Source organism: Micromonospora sp. C51 (assembly GCF_018070435.1).
In the GTDB taxonomy this organism is placed as follows: Bacteria; Actinomycetota; Actinomycetes; order Mycobacteriales; family Micromonosporaceae; genus Micromonospora; species Micromonospora sediminimaris.
Map to the genome: position 1 here is coordinate 1 of NZ_JAGPXQ010000016.1, position 20,595 is coordinate 20,595.

Consider the following 20,595-nt stretch of genomic DNA (forward strand, 5'->3'; position numbering starts at 1 on the left):
ATCATGAGGTTGACGGCAGTTGTTGATCTTCAAAGTGCCGCTAACTTCATGATCAACGGGATGAGGGGCGGGGAGGGAGAGGGGGTTGGGGAGGAGGGAGGGCCCCGTCGCGGCCCGGGTGTTCCGGGTCGGGACGGGGCCCTCCGTTGTCAAACCGACAGATCCAGGTCGCGGCGTGGCGTCAGACACCCCGCGACTGGACGTGCCGCAGATTCACTTGCCGCCGGCGAGCTTCTCCCGCAGTGCGGCGAGCGCCTCGTCGGTGGCCAGCGTGCCCGCCGGCTCCTCGGCCTGCCGGCTCGGGGCCGCGCTGCTGGTCGAGGTGGTGGTGCCGCCACCCGTGGGGGCGGGCTGCGGGTTGGCAGCGGCCTCGGCCTCGGCGGCCCGGGAGGTCTGCACCTGCTTCTGGTGCGCCTCCCAACGCTGCCGCGCCTCGGCGTACTGGTTCTCCCAGGTCTCGCGCTGCTTGTCGTACCCCTCGAGCCACTCGCCCGTCTCCGGGTCGAAGCCCTCCGGGTAGATGTAGTTGCCCTCGGTGTCGTAGGTCGCGGCCATGCCGTAGAGGGTCGGGTCGAAGTGCTCCTCGCCCTCGACGAAGCCCTCGTTGGCCTGCTTGAGCGACAGCGAGATCCGGCGGCGCTCCAGGTCGATGTCGATGACCTTGACCATGACCTCGGAGCCGACCTGGACGACCTGCTCGGGGATCTCCACGTGCCGCTCGGCCAGCTCGGAGATGTGGACCAGGCCCTCGATGCCGTCGTCCACCCGGACGAAGGCACCGAACGGCACCAGCTTGGTGACCTTACCGGGCACGATCTGCTGGATGGCGTGGGTGCGGGCGAACTGCCGCCACGGGTCTTCCTGGGTCGCCTTCAGCGACAGCGAGACCCGCTCGCGGTCCAGGTCGACGTCCAGGACCTCGACCTCGACCTCCTGGCCCACCTCGACGACCTCGGACGGGTGGTCGATGTGCTTCCAGGACAGCTCGGAGACGTGCACCAGGCCGTCCACGCCGCCCAGGTCGACGAAGGCGCCGAAGTTGACGATCGAGGAGACGACGCCCTTGCGGACCTGCCCCTTCTGGAGCTTGTTGAGGAACTCGGTACGCACCTCGGACTGCGTCTGCTCCAGCCAGGCCCGGCGGGACAGCACCACGTTGTTGCGGTTCTTGTCCAGCTCGATGATCTTGGCTTCGAGCTCGCGGCCGACGTACGGCTGCAGGTCGCGCACCCGCCGCATCTCGACCAGGGAGGCCGGCAGGAAGCCGCGCAGCCCGATGTCGAGGATGAGGCCACCCTTGACCACCTCGATGACGGAACCGCGGACGACGCCGTCCTCGTCCTTGATCTTCTCGATCGTGCCCCAGGCCCGCTCGTACTGCGCCCGCTTCTTGGAGAGGATCAGCCGGCCCTCCTTGTCCTCCTTCTGGAGGACAAGGGCCTCGATGTGGTCGCCCACCGAGACGACCTCTGCCGGGTCCACGTCGTGCTTGATCGACAACTCCCGAGAGGGGATGACACCCTCGGTCTTGTAGCCGATGTCGAGCAGGACCTCGTCCCGATCGACCTTGACGACGGTGCCTTCGACAATGTCGCCGTCGTTGAAGTACTTGATGGTCTCGTCGATCGCGGCGAGGAAAGCCTCCTCTGAGCCGAGATCGTCGACGGTGACCTTGGTGGCGCTCGAGGGGGCCTCGATGCTGCTCGTCATGTGGGCGGTTGCTCCGGTCGGATGGTGTGTCACAGCAGGCTGGTGTCGCGGTGACCTGTACGCGCCAACGGATCCGTCGGCGGGCCCACCTGGAAATCGCTGAACGAGATCTTGATGTGACTCCGTCGACCGCGCACCTGCTCCCTGCCGAGGCACACGATCCGCGAGCGCATCGTCTACCCTACCTGCTGCATTACCACAGCGTGCAAGCCCTCCCGTCTACTCATCGACGCACCAGCCGCGAAAGCGGAGATTTCGACCAGAGGTGCCGCGGGCGCGACGGGCCGCCGCCGACCCCACCGTCGTGAGGGCCTAGCGTGGCCTGGTGGACGACGAGGACCGGGTGACCCGGCGTCGGGTCGGTGACGCCGAGGCGCGCACCGCCAACCGGCGCTGGTGGGACGCCGACGCCGACGCGTACCAGGCCGAACACGGCAGCTTCCTGGGCGACGTGGACTTCGTCTGGTGCCCGGAGGGGCTGCGCGAGGCCGACGCCCGGCTGCTCGGCGAGGTGACCGGGCGGCAGGTGCTGGAGGTCGGCTGCGGCGCCGCCTCCTGCTCCCGTTGGCTGGCCGCCCAGGGGGCCCGGCCGGTGGCGGTGGACCTGTCCGCCGGCATGTTGCGGCACGCGACACAGGCCAACGCCCGCAGCGGGGTACGCGTGCCGCTGGCGCAGGCCGACGCGCTCGCGTTGCCCTTCGCCGACCAGACCTTCGACATCGCCTGCACGGCGTTCGGCGCGGTCCCGTTCGTCGAGGACTCGGCGGCACTGATGCGCCAGGTACACCGGGTGCTGCGTCCCGGCGGCCGGTGGGTCTTCTCGGTCACCCACCCGATGCGCTGGATCTTCCTGGACGATCCCGGGGAGGGCGGGTTGACCGCTGTGCACTCGTACTTCGACACCCGGCCGTACGTGGAACTGGACGAACACGGGCGAGCCAGCTACGTCGAGCAGCACCGCACCCTCGGCGACCGGGTACGCGAGCTGGTAGGTGCCGGGTTCCGACTGCTGGACCTGGTGGAACCGGAGTGGCCCGAGGGACACGAGGGGATCTGGGGGCAGTGGAGCCCGTTGCGCGGCCGACTCTTCCCCGGCACCGCCATCTTCGTCACCGAGAAACCGGACCACTGAGCCTGCTGTCCGCGACGGCGCCGTGCCGGACGGTCAGTGCGACGCCACCGTCCCCGGGTGGCGTTACGCCGGCAACCGGACGTGCTGCTCTGCCGCGCCGGACTGCCCGCCGACCGGTCCCGGCTGCGACCGGCAGACGTGGTGCTGGCCGTCGAGGTCGTCTCGCCGGGCACCCGCCGCGTCGACCGGTTCGCCAAGCCGGGCGAGTACGCCGCCGCCGGCATCCCCTTCTCCTGGCGCGTCGAGCAGGACCCGGTGCACGTGTACGCGTACCGCCTCGGCGACCGGATCGGGCCGGGCGGGGAGCGGCAGTACGAACGTGTCGCCGACAGCGCGGAGCTGACCGAACCTTTCGAGATCAAACTTCCGGTCCACGACCTCACTCCATAGCTCCGGCCGGCCCGTAACCGGGCGGCGGCGTTTTCACCGACGGCCCCCGGGTACCCGAACCCCATGGCCGACCAGGAGTTCCGCAAGGGCGACCACGTCTCCTGGGCCAGCCACAGCGGCCGGGCCCACGGTGTGGTCAAGGAGAAGCTGACCGAACGGACCCACGTACGCGGGCACGCCGTGAACGCGTCACCGGAGCAGCCGCAGTACCGCATCCGCAACGACGACTCGGGTCGTGATGTGGCCCACCGTCCGGAGGTGCTGCGCCGTGAGCAGTCGTGACGATCCGGATCAGACCTACCGGGAGTTCACCGAGGCGGTGAACATGAAGCCCGGCGAGTTGTCGAAGTGGCTGAACACCGAAGAGTCCAAGCATGTCGGCTGGCGGAGAAAGGGCAGCGGGGGCGGCGAGACGGTCGGCCACGAGTCCGGCCGAAAGATCATCGACCTGTTGCGTCGCAAACGCGGCCAGCTGACCGAGGCCGACTACAAGCACATGCGCAAGGTCGTCGGGTACGTCCGACGACACATGGCGCAGCGTCCCAGCGGCGACGTCCGCGACACCCGGTGGCGGTACTCGCTGATGAACTGGGGCCACGACCCGGTCAAGGCGCCGCTGCCACCGCCCGGCGGCCCCTCCCGCAAGGCCCTCGACCGGCACGGCACCCCACCCAAGTCCCGCCGAGGCCCCGGCCGCTGAGATCCGCGCCGGACTGCGGACGCGCCCCCAGCAGGCGACAACTTCGGCGAAGTTGCTGTGTCAGCCGGCCCGCGAGGCAGCAACTTCCCCGAAACTCCCAAGGAAACGGGTCAGTGGTCGGCGCTGTTCCAGTCGCGGCCGTCGCCCACCGACACCTCCAACGGCACCGACAGCGGGTACGCCCCACCCATCTCGCGCCGGACCAGTTCCTCAAGCACCGTCCGTTCTCCCGGCGCGACCTCGAAGACCAGCTCGTCATGCACCTGCAACAGCATCCGGGAGCGCAGGCCGGCGTCCCGCAACGCGGTGTCGACGTGCAGCATGGCGACCTTGATGATGTCCGCCGCGGAGCCCTGGATCGGGGCGTTGAGCGCCATCCGCTCGGCCATCTCCCGCCGCTGCCGGTTGTCGCTGACCAGGTCGGGCAGGTAACGCCGACGGCCGAGGATGGTGGAGGTGTAGCCGTCCTGGCGAGCCCGGGCAACCACCTCCTGCAGGTAGTCGCGTACCCCGCCGAAACCGGCGAAGTAGTTCTCCATCAACCCGCGTGCTTCCTCGGCGCTGATGCCGAGCTGCTGGGAAAGGCCGAAGGCGCTGAGCCCGTACGCCAGGCCGTAGTTCATCGCCTTGATCTTGCGCCGCTGGTCCGGGGTGACCTCGGCGAGCGGCACCGTGAAGACCGACGAGGCCGTCGCGGCGTGGAAGTCGGCGCCGGAGTTGAACGCCTGGATCAGCGCGTCGTCTGCCGACAGGTGCGCCATGATCCGCATTTCGATCTGGCTGTAGTCGGCGGTGAGCAGGCACTCGAAGCCCTCCCCCACCACGAAGGCGCGGCGGATCCGTCGCCCCTCCTCGGTGCGGATGGGGATGTTCTGCAGGTTGGGTTCGGTGGAGGAGAGCCGGCCGGTGGCGGCCACCGTCTGGTTGAAGGTGGTGTGGATGCGCCCGTCGTCGGAGACCGACTTGAGCAGCCCGTCCACCGTCGACTTGAGCTTTGCCACGTCGCGGTGCCGCAGCAGGTGGGCCAGCACCGGGTGCGGGTTCTGCGCGTAGAGCCACTGCAACGCGTCCGCGTCGGTGGTGTAACCCGTCTTGATCCGCTTGGTCTTGGGCAGGTTCAGCTCGCCGAAGAGGATCTCCTGCAACTGCTTGGGTGAGCCGAGGTTGAACTCCCGCCCCACCGCCTCGTACGCGCCCTGCGCGGCGGCCTTCACCTCGGCGGCGAAGTGCGCCTCCAACTCGGTCAGGTAATCCGTGTCGGCGGCGATGCCGGTGCGCTCCAGCTGCGCCAGCACCCGCATCAGCGGCAGCTCCACCCCGGCCATCAGCCGGGCCGACTGCTCCCCGTCGCGGGACAGCTCCGCGTCGATCGCGTCGGCCAGGTCGAGGGTGGCCCGGGCGTGCAGCATCAGGTTCTGCTCGGCCTCGCTGTCGCCGCCGAGCCCGTCGAGGGTCAGCTGCCCGGTCTCCGGGGCGTCGACCCGCAACTCCCGGTGCAGGTAGCGCAGCGCCAGATCGGTGAGGTCGTAGGAGCGCTGGTCCGGGCGCGCCAGGTACGCGGCGATCTGGGTGTCACGCGCGATGCCGGCCAGCGCCCAGCCGTGCGCGGCGAAGGCGAGCACGGCCGGCTTGCTGTCGTGCAGCACCTTGGGGCGGGTCTCGTCGGCCAGCCACGCCGCCAGCGCCGCCTCGTCGCCGGCCTCCAGCTGGCCCGGGTCGAACCAGGCCGCCGCGCCGTCGGCGGTGGCCAGCGCCATGCCGGTGACGGTGGCGGTGTGCCGGCGGTTCGGACCGGTGTCGAGCTTTACCGCGACGCCGACGCCGGTGCCGGCCGGCGCGTGCGATTCCAACCAGCCCACCAGCGCCCCGGGCGCGGCCAGCACCTCGCCGACCAGGTCGAAGCCCGACTCAGCCTCCGGCTCGACCGCTTCGAGGTACTGATAGAGACGGTCGCGCAGGATGCGGAACTGAAGAGTGTCGAAGACCTGGTGCACCGCCTCGCGGTCCCATCCCTGCCAGCGGGTGTCCTCGGGCCGCAGCGGCAACTCCAGGTCGGCGACCAGCTGGTTGATCTCGTAGTTGCGGATCACATCGGCAAGCCGTTCCCGGAGACTGTCGCCCGCCTTGCCCTTGATCTCGTCGGCGCGGGCGATGACGCCCTCCACCCCGCCGTACGCGTTGATCCACTTCGCGGCCGTCTTCGGGCCGACGCCGGGGATGCCGGGAAGGTTGTCGCTGGTCTCGCCGACGAGTGCGGCCAGGTCGCGGTAGCGGCCGGGGGTGACGCCGTACTTCGCCTCGACCGCAGCCGGGTCCATCCGCGCCAGGTCGGAGACGCCCTTACGCGGGTAGAGCACAGTGATCTGCTCGTCGACGAGTTGAAAGGCGTCCCGGTCGCCGGTGCAGATCAGCACCGGCATGCCCTGGTCGCGGGCCTGGCAGGCCAGCGTGGCGATGACGTCGTCAGCCTCGTAGCCCTCCTTCTCCACCACCGGGACGCGCAGCGCCGCCAGGATCTCCTTCACCAGGCTGACCTGGCCCTTGAAGTCGGTCGGGGTCTCGCTGCGGCCCGCCTTGTACTCCGCGTAGCGGTCGGTGCGGAAGGACCGGCGGGAGACGTCGAAGGCGACAACGATGTGGGTCGGTTGCTCGTCGCGCAACACGTTGATCAACATTGAGGTGAAGCCGTAGACCGCGTTCGTCGGCTGCCCGGTCGTGGTGGAGAAGTTTTCCACCGGCAGGGCGAAGAACGCCCGGTAGGCCAGGGAGTGTCCGTCGACGAGGAGCAGGCGCGGGGTCGTAGCTGTCACGGCTGCGACTCTAGTCCGTACCGCCGACAAGGCTGGCGCGGCAGCACCGGAACGCCGCCGGCCGCCCACCCACGAGGGACGGACGGCCGACGCCGGTACGACACACCTCAGGCCACGCCCAGGTACGCCTCCTTGATCGACGGGTCGTGCAGGAGTTCCTGACCGGTGCCCTCCTTGACGATCCGACCGGTCTCCAGCACGTAGGCCCGGTGGGCCCGGGAGAGCGCCTGCTGGGCGTTCTGCTCCACCAGCAGCACCGTGGTGCCCTGCTGGTTGATCTCCACGATGATGTCGAAGATCTGCTGGATGATCATCGGGGCGAGACCCATCGACGGCTCGTCCAGCAGCAGCAGTTTCGGCCGGCTCATCAGCGCCCGGCCGACGGCGAGCATCTGCTGCTCACCGCCGGAGAGGGTGCCACCGGCCTGCTTACGCCGCTCGCGCAGCCGGGGGAACATCTCCAGCACCCGCTCCAGGTCGGCGGCGATGCCGGCGTGGTCGCGCCGGGTGTACGCCCCCATGTCCAGATTTTCCAGCACGGTCATGCCGGGGAAGATCTGCCGACCCTCGGGCGACTGGCACAGGCCCCGGACCACCCGCAGGTCGGCGCGGAGCTTGCTGATGTCCTCACCGTTGAAGGTGATCCGGCCGCCGGACAGCGACCTGATCCCGGAGATCGCCCGCATGGTGGTGGTCTTGCCGGCGCCGTTGGCACCGATCAGGGCCACCACCTCCCCCTCGTTGACGGTGAGGCTGATGCCGTGCAATGCCTCGATCCGGCCGTACGAGACGCTGACGTTGTCCAACTCAAGCAGCATCGGCGGACTCCCCCAGGTATGCCGCGATCACCCGCGGGTCTCGGCTGACCTCGTCCGGCAGGCCGTCGGCGATCTTGCTGCCGAACTCCAGCACCACGATCCGGTCGGTGACACCCATCACCAGCCGCATGTCGTGCTCGATCAGCAGCACGGTGACGCCGTTGTCGCGGATCCGGCGGATCAGCCCCAGCAGTTCCTCCTTCTCGGCCGGGTTGAACCCGGCCGCCGGCTCGTCCAGGCAGAGCAGCTTCGGCTCGGTGCCGAGCGCCCGGGCGATCTCCAGCCGCCGCTGGTAGCCGTACGGGAGGTTGCGCGCCGCGTCGTTGGCCCGGTCGGCGATGCCGACGAAGCGCAGCAACTCCATCGCTTTCTCCTCGGCCTCCCGCTCCTCCAGAACGTAGCGGGACAGGCCGAAGGTCTTGGCGAAGGACCGCCGCAACTGCTGCCAGGTACGTGCGACACCGCCGGCGGCGGTGACCTCCGGCAACTGCTCCGGCGTGGGCCGCACCCGGTAGAGCCGGAACAGCGCGCCGGGCACGCTCGTCTTGTGCCGGGAGTCCGTCCCGACCATGACGTTCTCCAGCGCCGACATCTCCGGGAACAGCCGGATGTTCTGGAACGTCCGGGAGATGCCCAGCCGGCTGATCTGGTGCGGCTTGCGACCGGTGACCCGCTCGCCGCCGAACCGGACCGCACCCGAGGTCGGCTTGTAGACCCCTGTCATCACGTTGAAGCAGGTGGTCTTGCCGGCACCGTTGGGCCCGATCAGGCCGAGGATCTCGCCTTCCTTGATCTCGAAGTTGACCTCGTTGAGCGCGACCACGCCACCGAACCGGAGCGTGACGTTGTCGACCTCCAGCAGGTTCCTGGCCGGTTTCGGTTGGGCCGGGATCTTCGGCGCCGCCGGGGTCTTCGTCTCATCAGACATGAGCGGGCGCCTCCTCTGCCTCCGCCGCGCGGTCCTTCAGCTCACGGGCCCGCCGCCGGCTCGGGATCAGGCCCTGCGGACGCAGGATCATCACCAGCACCATGGCCAGACCGAAGGCCAGCCAGCGGTAGTCGGCGATCTCCCGGAACCGCTCCGGCAGGTACGCCAGCAGCACCGCACCCACCGACACGCCGACCATGTTGCCCGAGCCGCCGACCACCACCATCGCCACGAACAGGATGGAGAGGTTCACGTTGAACTGGGTCGGGTCGATGAAGGCGTACCGGCTGGCGAACAGGAACCCGGCGAAGCCGCCGAGCGCCGCGCCGATGGCGAAGGCCCAGAGCTTGAACTTGAACGGGTAGACGCCCATCACCGCGGCGGCGTCCTCGTCCTCCCGGATGGCCAGCCAGGAACGACCGACCCGGCTGTGCTCCAGCCGCCGCACCGCGAAGACCATGAGAAGCACGACGGTGATCGCCAGCCAGTACCACGGCTTGATGTCGATCAGGCCGAAGATCTGGTTGTCCGGCGAGGGCGGACCCTCCGGCCCGGGAATCGCCGAGATGCCCTGCGGGCCCCGGGTGACGCCCTCCAGGTTGCGGGCCACGATGCGGATGATCTCACCGAAGCCGAGCGTCACGATGGCCAGGTAGTCACCGCGCAGCCGCAGCGTCGGCCAGCCCAGCAGCACCCCGGAGATCAGCGCCAGCACCAGTGCGATGAAGGCACAGATCGCCCAGGTCACCGCCCAGGTGGGCGGCAGGTCGAACTCCCGCTGGAACCACTGCACCACCGGCGAGTTCACCGAGCCGAACAACGCCACCGCGTACGCGCCGATGGCGAAGAAGCCGATGTAGCCGAGGTCGAGCAGACCGGCCAGGCCGATGACCACGTTGAGGCCGATCGCCACCAGCACGTAGACGGCGCAGGTGAAGAGCACACCCGCCCAGTTGCTGCCGCCCGAGATCGAGTCGGTACGCAACCAGGTGAGGCCGGGGATGCCGAGCAGCGGCAGGTAGTAGAGGAACACCACGAAGGCGACGAACGCCAGGGACCGCTGCCACTTCGGCAGCGCGCGCCACCGGTCGCCGACCGCGTGCAGGGCGTTGACCCGGCTGCGGTCCAGCTCTCGCATCTTGTTGATCATGCTCGGGCCCTCCCCAGCGATTCGCCCAGAATGCCGGTGGGCCGGAACATCAGCACCACCACCAGCACCACGAAGGCGATGACGTCCTCCCAGCTGGACTGGAAGAGGGTGGCGCCGTAGACCTCGACGATGCCGAGGAACAGCCCGCCCACCAGCGCGCCACGCAGGTTACCGATGCCACCGAGCACGGCCGCGGTGAACGCCTTGAGACCGAGCACGAACCCGATGCTGTTCTGCGTGAAGCCGAATCGCATGCTCCACAACAGCGCCGCCGCGCCGGCCATGATGCCGCCCAGCACGAAGATCAGCATGATCACGCGCTCCTGGTTGACGCCCATCAGCGCCGCCGTCTCCGGGTTCTGCGCCACCGCCCGCACGCCCCGGCCGTACCGGGTGCGGTTGATGAACCAGTCCAGCAGCGCCATCATCACCACGGCGGAAACGAACACGATCATCTGGATGTTGGTGATCGACGTGCCGAAGATCGTGAAGAGCGTCTTCTGCTCGATGATCGTCGGCATGCCGAGGATGATCCGGGCCCGACCGAAGATCGAGGGCACCGCCTCGCCCAGCAGCTTCGGCAGCACCAGGCCGAAGATCTCCACCAGCACCAGCGACAGGCCGATGGCGGTGATCAGGAAGATCAGTGGCGGCGCGTTCTTGCGCCGCAGCGGGCGGTAGGCGATCCGCTCGATCGCCAGCGCGGTGCCGCCGGAGGCGAGCGCCGCGACTATCAGGCCGAGCACCAGGAGCAGCACCGCCTGGCCGATCGGCGGGTTGTTCTCCACCCCGAAGGCGGTCCACAGGCCGAGCACCGCGAAGGTGCCGACCATGAACACCTCGGAGTGAGCAAAGTTGATCAGACGCAGGACGCCGTACACCAGGGTGTAGCCCAGGGCGATCAGGGCATAGATCGCCCCCTTGGACAACCCATCGACGGTGTGCTGGCCGATGTGGCCGAAGAGATCGTCGAAATTCACCAAGGTCTCCTTGCATGGAGCGCGGCCGGGGCAACGAACAACCCCGGCCGCACTCGGTGCCGGTCGTCAGCTGAGCTTGAGCTCCTGCAGCGGCTCGAACGCCGTGCCCTTGATCTCGTACGACCAGATGACAACCCGCGACGGGTCAACGTCACCGTTGGCGTCGAACTTGATGTACTTCGACACGCCCTGCTTGTCGTAGTTCTTCACGTACTCCAGGATCTCGGCGCGGCTCTTCTTGCCGTCCTTGAAGGCGTCCACGAAGATCTGCGCGGCGTCGAAGCCCTCAGCACCGTAGGAACCCGGCGCCTGGCCGTACGCGGCCTGGTAGTCGGCGGTGAAGGTACCGCCGGCCTTGTCGGCCGGGAGGCACGGGCAGGTGATGATGGAGCCCTCGGCACCGCCGGAGGCACCAGCCGGGAAGGCCGGGTCGTAGAGACCGTCCGGGCCGATGAACTTCGCCTCGACACCGGCGGCACGCATCTGGCGGACCAGCGGCGCGGCCTCACGGGTGTACCCGCCGTAGAAGACGAAGTCGGCGTTCGCCGCCCTGATCTTCGAGATGGTGGCGTCGAACTGCGCCTGCCGCTCCTGGATCTTGTCGCTGGCGGCGACCGTGGCGCCCAGGTTCTTGGTCAGCTCGGCGGTGATGCCGGCACCGTAGGCGCTGGCGTCGTCGATCAGGAAGACCCGCTGCGCGTTCTGCGACTTCAGGTAGGTCGCCACGGCGCCCGCCTGGGTGCCGTCGTTGCCGACCACCCGGAAGAAGGACTTGTTGCCCTTCTGGGTCAGGTCGGTCCGGGTCGCCGACGGGGCGACCATCACCAGACCGGCGGCCTCGTAGACCGGCATCGTGGCGTCCGACTCACCGGAGAAGTGACCGCCGATGACACCGAGGAACGAGGCGTCACCCGCAACCTGGTTCGCCACCGGAGTGGCCTGCGCCGGGTCACCCTGCGTGTCGAACTCGACCATCTCGATCTGGCAGTCGGCGTTCGCGTCGTTGTGCTGCTTGATCGCGAGCTTGGCGCCGTTCAGCGACGGCAGCACCAGACCCGCGTTGTCACCACTGAACGCGCCGAAAATGGCGATCTTGCCACCGCAGTCCCCGGACGCGGTGTCATCGCCGTTGCTGCCACCGGTGTCCTGGCAACCCGCGGCGGCCACCAGCACCGCGGCGAGCGCGGCAGTACCCAGCGCCCTTGAATAGCTTCGCCTCACGGCTTCCTGACCTCCTCCAGAAGCAGGACAGGTACCTGATCCGGGCGGCGGCGACGGCTGTGGCGCGGCACCACCGGCCCAGCAAGGACACCCCCTGCATTACGGCTCGTGATGGCGGAGCGTACCCACACTCCTACGGTCTCGGAAGAGTCAGGGGCGGGGTCTGCGAAACCGTTACGAAGACGACCCCGAATGCCGCCACTCCCGTAACAGGTCAATCCGCTGACCGGTCGTTGAGCGGCTGCCCGTCCGCCACTCGGGACATGATCGATCACCCAAACGGACCTGCACCGATCGCCGGGCACCACAATCGGACGTCGCCGTACGATCAACCGAAGCAGCTACAGAAAGTAGCCGAATGGACTCACTGCGGCGTCGCCGGAAACCGAGCGACCCAGAGCGACGTGGCCGAGCCGTCGTCCACCGCCAGCAACCACCGTTGGCCGTCCGCCGCCAGGCTGACGCTCCGGTCCGCCCCCACCGGCGCCGCCACCGGCAACTCGACCACCCGCCAACGGTCGCCCCGATCGTCCGACAGCCACCCGCCGTACCGCTCCCCGTCGGAAACCACCGCCACGATCCGGCCGGCCGCGGCGGCCAGCCCACCGACCGAGGGCACCCCGCCGGCCACCCCACCGAACCCACCGGCCGCCGTCCAACCCGTCGGCTCCTGACGCCACGCGCCGAACCCCCGGCCCCGCAGCCCCACCCCCACCGGCGCGCCGTCGACCAGGACCACCCGCTGCATCTCCTCGTACGCCTCGGTGCCCGCCAGCACGGTGCGACGCCAGTCACGCCCGTCCGCCGACGTCCACGCCGCCGGATCCCGGTCGATGCGGCCCGGGACCAACAGTCCCCCCACCGCCAACCACCCCGACGACCCGGCCACCGCGTCGAACGCCCAGGTCACGCCCTGCTCGTCGGTGGACAGCTCCGGCGCGCCCTCGATCAGCGTGAACTCCGCAGCGTCCGGCGAGACCCAGGCCGCCGCACCGCTGGCCCGGTTGCCGACGATCAGCCAACCGGCGGGACCGGCGGTCAACCGGGACACGTTCACCGCCTTCGGCCCGCCGTACAGCTCGAACGACGCCGCCACCTCGACCAGCGTGCCGTCCCCCCGCTGCCACCAGGTGCCCACCCGCGGATTGCCGTGCGCGCCACCCACCTTGCCCCCGACGGCAGCCGCGCGCCCGTCGCGGCAGGCGATCGAGAACAACACGCTCCGCTGCCCGTAATAGGAGTCGGCAACCACCGGCACCGGCGTCCACAGCGCACCGTCCCGGCTGGACCATGCTGCCGGTCGGGCGCCGCCGGCCCCGTCGGCAACCGCACCCGCCGCATACCACTGGTCCGCGCAGACAGCCAGATCCCGCACCACGATGCGCCCCGGCCCGTCGGGCGACGGCAGTTGGACCCGCTGCCACACCAACGACGCCGGCTCCGGTTCGTCGGTCTCGCCCCCGGGTGCGGGACAGCCAGCCAGCAGCGCCGCGAGCAGGCCGCACACCACGAGGAAGAAGCGACGACCACCAGAGCGCCGGGTACGCGCGAAGCACCGAACGCCCATACGGCCAGATGCTAGCGGTGACTACGAGCCTCGGCGATGGGGCGCAACCACGACAGCCCCGTTGTGGCCACCGGTTACGGCGACCCGGTCGACAACCGGTCAGGAGGCCGGCTCGGCCACCTCACCGCCGGCGGTCTCGGCGAGGATCCGCTCGGAGACCTCCTTCATGGTCATCCGGTGGTCCATCGCGGTGCGCTGGATCCACTTGAACGCCTGCGGCTCGCTCATGTTGTACGTGGTCATCAGCGCGCCCTTGGCCCGCTCGACGGTCTTGCGGACCTCCAGCCGATCGGTCAGCCCGGCCACCTCGGCCTCGAGCGCGGCAATCTCCGAGTAGCGGGAGAGGGCGATCTCCACCGCCGGCACCAGGTCGCTCTTCTGGAAGGGCTTGACCAGGTACGCCATCGCACCCGCCGCGCGAGCCCGCTCCACCAGATCACGCTGGCTGAAGGCAGTCAGAATGATCACCGGCGCGATCCGGGCACCGGCGATCCGCTCGGCGGCCGCCAGCCCATCCATGATCGGCATTTTGATGTCGAGAATCACCAGGTCGGGCTTGAGTTCCTCGGCCAGCCGGATGGCGGTCTCCCCGTCACCGGCCTCGCCGACCACCTCGTAGCCCTCCTCGGCCAGCATCTCGGCCAGGTCCAGCCGGATCAGCGCCTCGTCTTCGGCGATCAGTACCCGCCTGCGCGCGGCATCCGTCTGCGTCTCGGCCACGAGCCACTCCCACCCAGTCTGTGCCGTGACACCCGCGGTACCGGGTGTCGCCGCTCCTAGCGTAGTGGGTAACCTATGGAGCGACGCGACAGGCGTTCAGCGAGAAAGTCCCCGTATTCCAACCGGTAGAGAAACGGAGCTCAAACCTCCGACAGTGTGGGTTCGAATCCCACCGGGGACACCGAAAGTGTCGTACGGACGTTCGACGATACTGCCATGCATCCACCCGAGGTGCGGGAACGCGCACGAAGCTTGTACCTGGCTGGTGCGACTGTCGCAGAGGTTGCCAGGCGCATCGGCCTGCCCTATGCGACCGTGCGCCACTGGTGCAGGGATCGGCCGATGCCAAAGATGCGGACCACCGCCTTTCGCTGCTTCCGATGTCGCACCGACGTCGACAACCCGACAATCGGTGCCGCCTACGCCTACCTGCTCGGTCTCTACCTCGGCGACGGGCATCTGGTGACCTCCGCGCGGGTTCCGGTGCTCCGGATCTCATGCAGCAACGCCTGGCCCGCCCTGATCGACGCATGCGAGGCTGCCATGCGAGCGGTGCTCGCGGGCAAGGTCCAACGGGTCCAGCAGCAAGGTTGCGTCAGCGTGCAGAGCTACGGCACACACTGGCCCTGCCTGCTGCCGCAACACGGGCCCGGCAAGAAGCACGAGCGGCGGATAGTTCTCGCCGACTGGCAGGAGCGCATTGTCCGGACGGTCCCCGGTGACTTTCTGCGCGGCCTCTTCCACTCCGACGGCTGCCGGATCGCGAACCGCGTCACCGTGCGCGCAAAGACGTACGTCTACCCGCGTTACATGTTCGTCAACGAGTCCACCGACATCATGGGGCTCTGCCAATGGGGCCTGGACCTGCTCGACATCGCCTGGCGGATGAACCGTCCCAACAGCCTCTCGGTCGCGCGCCGGGAGGCGGTGGCCGCGCTCGATCGCCACGTCGGCCCGAAGTCGTGAATCACGCGGACACCACCGACCGACGACTGTCCGCACGCCGAAGGTTCGACCGGGTCAGCTCGTGGCGAGCGCGTTCTCCAGGTCGGCGCGCAGGTCCTCCGGGTCCTCCAAACCGACGGAGAGGCGCAGCAGTCCGCCGTCGGGTTTGGCCGCCGCCTCGACGGGGCGATGGGTGAGGGACGCCGGGTGTTGGATGAGCGTGTCGACGCCACCGAGGGAGACGGCGTGGGTGATCAGCCGGCAGGCGCCGGCGACCGTGGCGGCGGCGGGCGCGCCGCCGCGTACCTCGAAGGCGAGGAGGCTGCCGGGGCCGGACATCTGCCGGCCGACGAGCCCGGCCGGGTCGTTGGCGCCGGGGTGGTGGACCCGCGCGACCGCCGGGTGCGCGGCGAGCCAGAGGGCGAGTTTCTCCGCGCCGGCCTGCTGGGCGCGGACCCGCAGCGGCAACGTTTGCAGGCCGCGGTGCAGCAGGTAAGCCCCGAGTGGGTGCAGGATCGCGCCGGTGAGGGCGCGGACCTGACGCAGCCGGGTGGCCCACTCGGCGTCGCAGGCGATCACTCCGGCGAGGACGTCGCCGTGGCCGCCGATGCTCTTGGTGGCGCTGTGCAGCACCAGCTGGGCACCGTGTCGGGTGGGTTGCTGAAGGACCGGGGTGGCGACGGTGTTGTCGATCAGCAGGGGCACCTGGCCGGCGGCGTCGGCGAGGGCGGCGATGTCGATCAGGTCGAGGGTGGGGTTGGCGGGGGTTTCGGCGATCACGAGCGCGGTGTCGGGGCGGATGGCGGCGGCGACGGTGTCGGGGCGGGCCCAGGTGACGTCGGTGCCGAGCAGGCCGGTGGCGAGGACGTGGTCGGTGCCGCCGTAGAGGGGGCGGACGGCGACCAGGTGTCGTCGGCCGTCGCGGGTGGCGGCGAGCAGGGCTGCCGTGAGCGCGGCCATGCCGCTGGCGTAGGCGACGGCCTCGGCGGTGCCTTCCAGTTCGGCGAGGGCGGTTTCGAAGCGGGCGACGGTCGGGTTCCACAGCCGTTGGTAGACGGCGCTGGCGTCGGCGGGGAGGGTGCCGCCGGTGGCGAGGGTTTCGTAGGCGTCGCCGCCGGCGTCCACCGAGGGCAGGGGGTTGGTGGTGGACAGGTCGATCGGCGGCACGTGGACGCCGAGCGCGGCGAGGTCGTCGCGGCCGGCGTGCACGGCTCGGGTGTCCACGGTCGTCATGTCGAGAGGATCGAACATCTCGCCCATCTGGGGCAATAGTTCCGAATATTATTCGTCATAATCGCTTTCGAAGCCGGTGCTGTTCGATGGAGGATGGCGGCATGCCCCCCGTATCGAACGATGTTCGGCCGTTCGTGGCCCTCGACGACACCGACCGCGCCATCCTGACCGAGCTGGCCGGCGACGGCCGGTTGCCGAACAATGCCCTGGCCGAACGGGTGGGGGTGGCGCCGTCGACCTGCCTGGCGCGCACCCGGGCACTGCGGGAGTGCGGGGCTATCCGGGGTTTCCACGCCGAGGTGCATCCGGCGGCGTTGGGGCTGCCGTTGCAGGCGCTGGTGTCGGTGCGGCTGACCGAGCACGCGCGGGCGGCGGTGGACGCGTTCCGGGCCCGCTCGGTGCGTCTGCCGGGTGTGGTGTCGGTGTTCCACGTGGCCGGGGCGGAGGATTACGTGCTGCACGTGCGGGCGGCCTCGGCGGAGGCGCTGCGCGATTTCGTGCTGGACCATCTGGCGGTGGATCCGGCGGTGCAGCACACGCAGACCAGCCTGATCTTCGAGCAGGCCCGCGGGTCAGGTTGATCACGTCGTCGTGCGGTTCGGGAACAGAACGGGTGGGCGCCGGGTTGGCCAGGCGCGTGATCGACGTACCGTTGTCTGTCCTTGACCTCGCTCCCGTCGCCGCCGGCGCCTCCGCCGGTGAGGCGTTGCGGCACACCACCGAGTTGGCGCGACGCGCCGACGAGTTGGGCTACCACCGGTTCTGGGTGGCCGAGCACCACAACATGCCGGCCATCGCGTCCTCGGCGCCGGCGGTGCTGATCGCGCACCTGGCCGCGCACACCACCGACATCCGGGTCGGTTCGGGTGGGGTGATGTTGCCCAACCACCCGCCGCTGGTGGTCGCCGAGCAGTTCGGCACCCTCGACGCGTTGCATCCGGGGCGGATCGACCTGGGCATCGGCCGTGCTCCGGGCACGGATCAGGTGACCGCGTTGGCGCTGCGCCGGACCATGGAGGGCCTGTCGGCCGAGGGTTTTCCCCGCGAGCTGAACGACCTGATGGGCTATTTCGACGAGGACGGGTCGGGCCGGATCACCGCCACTCCGGGGCGTGGGCAGCGGCCGGCGGTGTGGTTGTTGGGTTCCAGTGGTTTCAGCGCCCAGCTGGCCGGCGCGCTGGGTCTGCCGTTCTCCTTCGCGCACCACTTCAGCGCGCAGAACACGTTGCCGGCGTTGGCGCTGTACCGGCAGAGTTTCCGCCCGTCGCGGTGGCTGGAGCGGCCGTACGCGATGGTGGCGGTGAACGCCGTCTGTGCGGAGTCCGACGAGCGCGCCGAGTGGTTGGCCGGGCCGGCCGGGTTGTCGTTCCTGCGGCTGCGGTCGGGTCGGCCGCAGCCGCTGGCGACGCCCGACGAGGCGGCGGCGTACCCGTACACCGAGTTCGAGCGGGAGTTCCTGGCGCAGCGCCGGCAGGGTCAGGCGAGCGGTTCTCCGGAGACGGTACGCCGACAGTTGGGTGAGCTGCTGGCCAGCACCGGCGCGGACGAGCTGATGCTGACCACGATGGTGTACGACGTCGCCGACCGGGTGCGTTCGTTCGAGCTGATTGCGACCGAGGTGGCCGGCGGCCTGCGCCGCTGACGCGATGGAAACCGCCCGGCCGGCTTCGCTGGCCGGATCGGCATGGTGGCCCAGGTCACAGCGTTTCCGGGGCCGCGAAACACGATCTTCACGACAGCGTCACCCTCGCGACGCGGAGCCCGCCTAACTTTGTATCCGGTGGTGGTACGGCACTCCCCGGTCGGGACGGGTCGGGGGTGCCGCGGTGTGGGGCACCGGGCCGCAGTTGTGCGGATTCCGCGATTGCGGCCCGGTGCCTTCTCCCGTTTCTTCTACCGCTTGTGCACCCCGGCGGTCAACGCAGGTAGATGTCGGGCGCGGGTGGCGTGGTCATGCCGTCGCCGATGAAGAAGCTCGGGTGCGGGGGCTGGTTGTAGGCGGTGTTCTGCCAGGCGACGGCGACCCGGTACTGCAGGTCGTGCATCAGGGTGTGGAGCCGGATGCTGGTCGGGGTCGGGGTGCTGTAGATGCGCAACGCCCGGCTGTCGGTGGTGCGCCACACCACCTCCTCCCGCCAGTCACCGAACAGGTCGGCCGAAAGCGCGGGGGTGGCCTTGGTGCCGTTGTTGGACGCGACGCCACTGCCGGTGAGCAGGCGGGTGTCGCCACCCGTGCCGTACTTGTCGATGCGGGTGGCGTCGAGCAGTTCGCGGACCGGGTCGCCGTCCCACCAGATCAGGAAGTTCGTCGAGGACGGCTTGCGGCCGATGTTCTGGCCCCGGGTGTTGGCCAGGCCGCTCACCGCGGACGACCAGGATTCGGCACCGGGGCTGCCGGCCCAGATGTCGCCCGAGACACCCCGGCCGTTGTCGCCGCCGGTCGGGGTGGACCAAAGGATCTGGCCGGTACGGGCGTCGGCGAACCAGGAGCTGGGCTTGCTGCCGTCCTCGCTCACCTTGAAGTACTCCAGACCCGGGCGGGACGGGTCGAGGTCGCCGACGTGCCCGGCGTCGCCGTGGCCGTGGCCGGTGGACCACAGCAGGCGGCCGTTGTCGTCGATGGTGGCCGCACCGTAGACGATCTCCTGCCGGCCGTCGCCGTCGACGTCGGCGACGGAGAGGCTGTGGTTGCCCTGCCCGGCGGCGGCGCCGTTGCCGGCGGCGTTGGAGTCGAAGGTCCACCGCCTGGTGAGCGCGCCGTTGCGGAAGTCCCAGGCGGCGATGACCGCGCGGGTGTAGTAGCCACGGGCCATGATCAGTGACGGGCGTTGTCCGTCGAGGTAGGCGGTGCCGGCGAGGAACCGGTCGACCCGGTTGCCGTAGTTGTCGCCCCAGGAGGAGACGGTGCCGCGCGGCGGGTCGTAGTTGACGGTGGAGAGGGCGGCACCGGTGCCGCCGTCGAACATGGTCAGGTACTCCGGGCCGGCGAGGACGTAGCCGGCGGAGTTGCGGTGGTCGGCGTTGGCGTTGCCGATCACCTGGCCGGTGCCGGAGCGGGTGCCGTCGGCGGTCTTCATGGCCACCTCGGCACGGCCGTCACCGTCGTAGTCGTACACCTGGAACTGGGTGTAGTGGGCACCGGCCCGGATGTTGCGGCCCAGGTCGATGCGCCACAGCCGGTAGCCGGGCAGGGTGTACGCGTCGATGTAGACGTTGCCGGTGTAGCCGGACTGCGAGTTGTCCTTGGCGTTGGACGGCTCCCACTTGACCACGAAGTCGTAGTCGCCGTCACCGTCGAGGTCGGCGACGCTGGCGTCGTTCGCCGAGTAGGTGTACGCCTCGCCGCTGGGTGTGGTGCCGCCCGGCGGGACCTGCAACGGCACGTCGAGGTAACCGGCGGGGAACTGCAGGGCCTGCACGGATTGGGTCTGTTCGACGCCGCCCACCACGGCCCGCACGGTGTAGTTCGCTCCGGCTGGCGCGCCACTGTCCAGGTAGTTGGTCGCGCCGGTGATCGGGCTGGCGTTCACCCGGTTCGTGCCCCGGTAGAGGTTGAACGCGACGCCGCTGGTCTCGGTGCCCAGCAGCCGCCAGGAGACCAGGTTGGCCGACCCGGAGCGGACGCTGATCAGGCCACGTTCGAGGTTCTCCGCCTGCATCGCCCCGGGCGGTGGGGTGGGCGGTGGGGTGGGCGGCGATGGAGTCGTCGACGGCGCCACGGTGGGTGACGGGCGCGGCGGGCTGGGTGATGCGGTGGTCGGGGTGGCGGTCGGGGTGGTGGCGCCGGTGCAGGTGGTGCCGTTCAGCGCGAAGCTGGTGGGGGCCGGGTTGCTGCCGTTCCACGAGCCGTTGAAACCGAAGTTGACGCTGCCGTTGGTGCCGATGGCGGCGTTGTAGTCGACGTTGCGGGCGCTCACCTGGGCGCCGGACTGGTTGACTGTGGTGTTCCAGGCCTGGGTGACCTGCTGCCCGGCGGCGTAGGACCAGACGAGCGTCCAGCCGTTGACCGGGTCGCCGAGGTTGGTGACGGTGACGTCGGCGCCGAAGCCGCCGGTCCACTGGTTGGTGACGCGGTAGTCGACGCGGCATCCGGCGGCGGCGGCCGAGGCGGTCAGGGTGGTCAGCGCGCCGGCGGCGGCGACCGCGGTGGCGGTGGCCGCGGCGAGCAGGGCCGCCCGGGGGGCGGTGCGAAGCATGGTTCCTCCGATGGAGGTCGGGCGCGCGACGTCCGGTGATCCGCCGGCCGTGCCCAGGGCCGACGAGTGTTCGTCCACCGGCCGTGCCCGGGCCG

18 protein-coding genes and 1 tRNA gene are annotated in these 20,595 nt (G+C 69.8%); 8 read left to right on the forward strand and 11 right to left on the reverse strand.

Annotated features, from left to right (window positions below; translation table 11 throughout):
- Window positions 1–213: 213 nt before the first annotated feature.
- Complete coding sequence (rpsA, locus tag KBX50_RS17550; protein ID WP_210938107.1) at window positions 214–1,710, reverse strand: 30S ribosomal protein S1; 1,497 nt, start codon at window positions 1,708–1,710, stop codon at window positions 214–216.
- Between the two features lie 325 nt (window positions 1,711–2,035).
- Here rpsA and KBX50_RS17555 point away from each other — a divergent pair, with 325 nt between their 5' ends.
- The 4 genes from KBX50_RS17555 (at window position 2,036) to KBX50_RS17570 (ending at window position 3,932) form a co-directional block, all read left to right on the forward strand.
- Window positions 2,036–2,842 carry a class I SAM-dependent methyltransferase gene (locus tag KBX50_RS17555; RefSeq protein WP_210938109.1) on the forward strand — a complete coding sequence of 269 codons (807 nt, stop codon included), beginning with the start codon at window positions 2,036–2,038 and terminating at the stop codon, window positions 2,840–2,842.
- Between the two features lie 57 nt (window positions 2,843–2,899).
- Window positions 2,900–3,232, forward strand: a complete 333-nt coding sequence (locus KBX50_RS17560) for a Uma2 family endonuclease (protein WP_307870993.1) — start codon at window positions 2,900–2,902, stop codon at window positions 3,230–3,232.
- A 63-nt stretch (window positions 3,233–3,295) separates the two neighbouring features.
- Window positions 3,296–3,514 (forward strand): DUF2945 domain-containing protein, encoded by a 219-nt coding sequence (locus tag KBX50_RS17565; RefSeq protein WP_210938113.1) that lies wholly within the window; start codon window positions 3,296–3,298, stop codon window positions 3,512–3,514.
- Window positions 3,501–3,932, forward strand: coding sequence for a DUF3140 domain-containing protein (locus KBX50_RS17570; protein WP_210938115.1), 432 nt, complete (start codon window positions 3,501–3,503; stop codon window positions 3,930–3,932). Before KBX50_RS17565 ends, KBX50_RS17570 begins: the two co-directional genes overlap by 14 nt.
- 110 nt (window positions 3,933–4,042) lie before the next feature.
- Here KBX50_RS17570 and polA read toward each other — a convergent pair whose 3' ends face one another.
- From polA to KBX50_RS17610, 8 genes are all read right to left on the reverse strand, one after another.
- Window positions 4,043–6,742, reverse strand: coding sequence for a DNA polymerase I (gene polA / locus KBX50_RS17575; RefSeq protein WP_210938116.1), 2,700 nt, complete (start codon window positions 6,740–6,742; stop codon window positions 4,043–4,045).
- 107 nt (window positions 6,743–6,849) lie between these two features.
- Window positions 6,850–7,560, reverse strand: a complete 711-nt coding sequence (locus KBX50_RS17580; RefSeq protein WP_093401488.1) for an ABC transporter ATP-binding protein — start codon at window positions 7,558–7,560, stop codon at window positions 6,850–6,852.
- On the reverse strand, window positions 7,550–8,488 hold the full coding sequence (locus KBX50_RS17585) for an ABC transporter ATP-binding protein (protein WP_210938117.1): 939 nt from the start codon (window positions 8,486–8,488) through the stop codon (window positions 7,550–7,552). The genes KBX50_RS17580 and KBX50_RS17585 overlap by 11 nt, the downstream gene beginning before the upstream one ends.
- Complete coding sequence (locus KBX50_RS17590; protein ID WP_247673922.1) at window positions 8,481–9,626, reverse strand: branched-chain amino acid ABC transporter permease; 1,146 nt, start codon at window positions 9,624–9,626, stop codon at window positions 8,481–8,483. The genes KBX50_RS17585 and KBX50_RS17590 overlap by 8 nt, the downstream gene beginning before the upstream one ends.
- 8 nt (window positions 9,627–9,634) lie before the next feature.
- On the reverse strand, window positions 9,635–10,618 hold the full coding sequence (locus KBX50_RS17595) for a branched-chain amino acid ABC transporter permease (RefSeq protein ID WP_210938119.1): 984 nt from the start codon (window positions 10,616–10,618) through the stop codon (window positions 9,635–9,637).
- Between the two features lie 66 nt (window positions 10,619–10,684).
- On the reverse strand, window positions 10,685–11,839 hold the full coding sequence (locus KBX50_RS17600) for a branched-chain amino acid ABC transporter substrate-binding protein (protein ID WP_210938120.1): 1,155 nt from the start codon (window positions 11,837–11,839) through the stop codon (window positions 10,685–10,687).
- 364 nt (window positions 11,840–12,203) lie between these two features.
- A complete protein-coding gene (locus KBX50_RS17605) occupies window positions 12,204–13,406 on the reverse strand; it encodes a hypothetical protein (protein WP_210938121.1) in 1,203 nt (400 codons plus the stop codon).
- 99 nt (window positions 13,407–13,505) lie between these two features.
- A complete protein-coding gene (locus tag KBX50_RS17610) occupies window positions 13,506–14,126 on the reverse strand; it encodes an ANTAR domain-containing response regulator (protein WP_093401494.1) in 621 nt (206 codons plus the stop codon).
- A 107-nt stretch (window positions 14,127–14,233) separates the two neighbouring features.
- On the opposite strand from KBX50_RS17610, the gene KBX50_RS17615 reads away from it, so the two are divergent.
- Window positions 14,234–14,307 (forward strand) — tRNA-Leu (locus KBX50_RS17615).
- A gap of 35 nt (window positions 14,308–14,342) precedes the next feature.
- Entirely contained in the window at window positions 14,343–15,092 is a 750-nt protein-coding gene (locus tag KBX50_RS17620; protein WP_210938122.1) for a transcriptional regulator, read from the forward strand.
- A 54-nt stretch (window positions 15,093–15,146) separates the two neighbouring features.
- Here KBX50_RS17620 and KBX50_RS17625 read toward each other — a convergent pair whose 3' ends face one another.
- Window positions 15,147–16,322, reverse strand: coding sequence for a PLP-dependent aspartate aminotransferase family protein (locus KBX50_RS17625; RefSeq protein ID WP_210938239.1), 1,176 nt, complete (start codon window positions 16,320–16,322; stop codon window positions 15,147–15,149).
- An 83-nt stretch (window positions 16,323–16,405) separates the two neighbouring features.
- On the opposite strand from KBX50_RS17625, the gene KBX50_RS17630 reads away from it, so the two are divergent.
- Complete coding sequence (locus KBX50_RS17630) at window positions 16,406–16,885, forward strand: Lrp/AsnC family transcriptional regulator (RefSeq protein WP_210938124.1); 480 nt, start codon at window positions 16,406–16,408, stop codon at window positions 16,883–16,885.
- Between the two features lie 56 nt (window positions 16,886–16,941).
- Window positions 16,942–17,946, forward strand: coding sequence for an LLM class flavin-dependent oxidoreductase (locus tag KBX50_RS17635; RefSeq protein ID WP_374224656.1), 1,005 nt, complete (start codon window positions 16,942–16,944; stop codon window positions 17,944–17,946).
- A 274-nt stretch (window positions 17,947–18,220) separates the two neighbouring features.
- Here KBX50_RS17635 and KBX50_RS17640 read toward each other — a convergent pair whose 3' ends face one another.
- Window positions 18,221–20,500: a cellulose binding domain-containing protein gene (locus KBX50_RS17640; RefSeq protein ID WP_210938128.1), complete on the reverse strand. Its 2,280-nt coding sequence runs from the start codon at window positions 20,498–20,500 to the stop codon at window positions 18,221–18,223.
- Window positions 20,501–20,595: the final 95 nt, after the last annotated feature.